The sequence below is a fragment of the Candidatus Woesearchaeota archaeon genome, assembly GCA_027858315.1.
Lineage (GTDB): Archaea > Nanobdellota > Nanobdellia > Woesearchaeales > UBA583 > UBA583.
In genome coordinates this window covers 1-2,648 of the sequence record JAQICV010000076.1, presented here as the reverse complement: position 1 = coordinate 2,648, position 2,648 = coordinate 1, and the positions used below count along the sequence as shown (strand labels likewise).

Here is a 2,648-nt window from a genome sequence, read left to right as displayed (position 1 = left end):
CTGTATAATATCTATCATAAAATAAATCATCAGCTAATAGCCAAATTAAAGATCCTACTTCTGGAAGGTTACTCTTCATCTCGTTATCACTAGAGTTTCCTGTAAAAGGTGCAAACCAAGGACAATCTTCAGGACTAATATCTACCATCTCAGGTAATAACTGAACTTGAACATTTCCCTTCTTATCAGGATCATCTATTGATATTACTTTACCTCTGTATAGATTTAATTTTATTGTGTTATTAGGCATTTATTAACCTTCCTTTTAAAGCATATACACTAGATGGTAGAAATGTACTTTTTCTTCCTATAACACAATGTGTACTAGCCATTTGATTTTTACCATCCCATACTACAACACTTTTCTCTATTAAGTATACTCCTAGCATACTAAAGCCACTTGTATCAGAGTCTTCAGAACTAGGTATAATTAGTTCAACTGCTACTCCTGCTATTAAACTGGGATTAAACGGTAGAGATATTACAAATCTATCTAGTGTCATTGAATTTTTCATACTAGAGTTTAATAAACCTTTTAAATTTTCTTTACTAACTGTAGTTCCATCCCCATCATCTTGTAGATAGTAACTAGTAGCTAAAGTTTTATCAGCTATTATAGGAATAGACTTATTATCTGATGGATAGTCTGCTAAATAGTCCTCAGTCTCTACTATGTCACTTGTTTTACTATCAAAAGAGAATATCCTTCTATGTCGTAAATCATATGTTATATCTAACCCTTTTCTTAGCCTTTTAATACCTAATATTGATTCATTGTTTGATCCCTCTTTATTTTTGTTGGATAAATATAAAGGGATAGTCTTGCTTTCTCTGATCATAGAGTAGAAGTTTTTAAAGTTATATTGATTTTTATTATCAATAAAAAAGAAGAATGGTGACTTATTAGCTGAGTTAGAAAATGCAAATGGAAGAAGATTCTCATTTATAAAGTCCACTTGATTTTTAAGTAGTTGATACCATGACTGATTATTTCCTGTCTCGTCAATATTGAACTTTGCAAATGGGAAGCTACCTGCTAGAGATTTTACTATAGATGAAATCTTATCTTTAAAATGCTTTGAAGCTATTTCTTGTTTATCTTTAAACTCATGTATTAGTCGTACTTTTACATCACCATTTACTAGTCCTACTGTTAGACTTTCATCTAGTGTATCATCTTTTACTATAAAAGGATTGGTTATTGACTCATCTCCAAATCCTATAGTAAGCTCATACTTTGCACCTTCTATAGTGAATAACATATCTTGTAGTATACCTATAGAGTCATCTAGTATGAACTCCCCTTTTGGATATGTTTCATATATTGAGTCCTCTATACTAAATGAGTAGTTTGAAGGTAGCATTTCTAGTGATGTTCCTTCAAATTTAAAATCGATGTCAAAGTTTTCTTGATATTCCATACTATAATAGTACTTTTAGTAAATTAACCTCTCTCTAACTTAACTTTATTTGATCTCAAAAATCTGTCAAGATCCTCTTTACTCACTAATTTAATCTCTTTTCCTATCCATCTGTCATCCATTTCAAACAATCCATTAAACCATTTTATCATTGGTAAATAGTAATTAGTACTACCGTAATGTTTTAGAATAAATATATCAAATCTATAGACTTCATCTTCACTTAGTGTCCAATCTAATAATATATCTTGAGGTTTAAAATCATTGATAGGAAATGTAAGAATATCAATTCTCGGTATTCCGTTTGAGTCTACTTGACTATCTGAATCGGTCATTAACATATATCTTGATTTACTCATATCTTCTTAACTCCTTTTTAAAGTGATAGTTCTTTAATCATCTTATCATTAACAATATCTAGTGTAGAAATATCTATATCTAATTTACAGCTTATAGGATATCCTTCGGAGTCTTCTTGTAATGAGTATGTAGGTATTACATTTTTAATTATACATTGACTAAGATTTAGATAGTTTCCTATTGATATAGATACAAAACCTTTACCACTATCTACGTCAAACCAATTTTTAATATCAATATTATAGTTGTCTTTAAGTTCTTTAATTTTACCGTCTCCTAAAATAGCTGAAATACTAGCTCCGGGAGGCACTAAGCCCCATCCGTTTTCTTTAAGATGAGGTACACTATAAGCAATTAAACTCTTTGCTGGTTCTGCTACATCTAGTTTACCAGATGTCACCATATGTAAACTTACACTTAACTTCAGCTCTACAGGACTTGATCCTCTCCATACTTGAAAACCTTGTTGTCTAAACCCTGCTGGAATCTTTCCCTTAGTAGCTGAACTAACTAGACTTATTGCACTTGCTATTCCCCCACTTAGTAGTGGTTGATAATCATTACTAATACCAAGAGATATATCACTCTCAAGAATTAAGTCTTTTCCTAGGGCTAAGTCTGTTTCCTTCTCACTAGAATCTCTTATATATACTAATCCTCTTTTTATCATTACTGTGCTACTCCTAACATTCTAACAGCCTCTAAACTGGTAGTTCCTTGATTACTATAGACATTAGTTCCCATAGATTTTTCTTTCATTACACTTAGTAACTCTTTTAATATTGAGTTTGTTTTGCTATTGTCTACTGTCATATTGTTTGTATTACTCATATCTGGCATTTTAACAATTGATCTAGGATCATTCTT

Annotated in this window: 5 protein-coding genes; all 5 read right to left on the bottom strand. The window is 30.9% G+C overall.

The window, feature by feature from the left end; all coding sequences use genetic code 11:
- The coding region (locus PF569_07220) for a hypothetical protein (GenBank protein MDA3856026.1) at positions 1-250 on the bottom strand (250 nt) is incomplete at its 3' end.
- Positions 243-1,421, bottom strand: coding sequence for a hypothetical protein (locus PF569_07215; GenBank protein ID MDA3856025.1), 1,179 nt, complete (start codon positions 1,419-1,421; stop codon positions 243-245). The genes PF569_07220 and PF569_07215, both read right to left, overlap by 8 nt.
- Before the next feature lie 23 nt (positions 1,422-1,444).
- Entirely contained in the window at positions 1,445-1,780 is a 336-nt protein-coding gene (locus tag PF569_07210; protein MDA3856024.1) for a hypothetical protein, read from the bottom strand.
- A 17-nt stretch (positions 1,781-1,797) separates the two neighbouring features.
- Entirely contained in the window at positions 1,798-2,451 is a 654-nt protein-coding gene (locus PF569_07205) for a hypothetical protein (protein MDA3856023.1), read from the bottom strand.
- Positions 2,451-2,648, bottom strand: a 198-nt coding sequence (locus PF569_07200; GenBank protein MDA3856022.1) for a hypothetical protein, incomplete at its 5' end; no start/stop codon positions are given. The genes PF569_07205 and PF569_07200, both read right to left, overlap by 1 nt.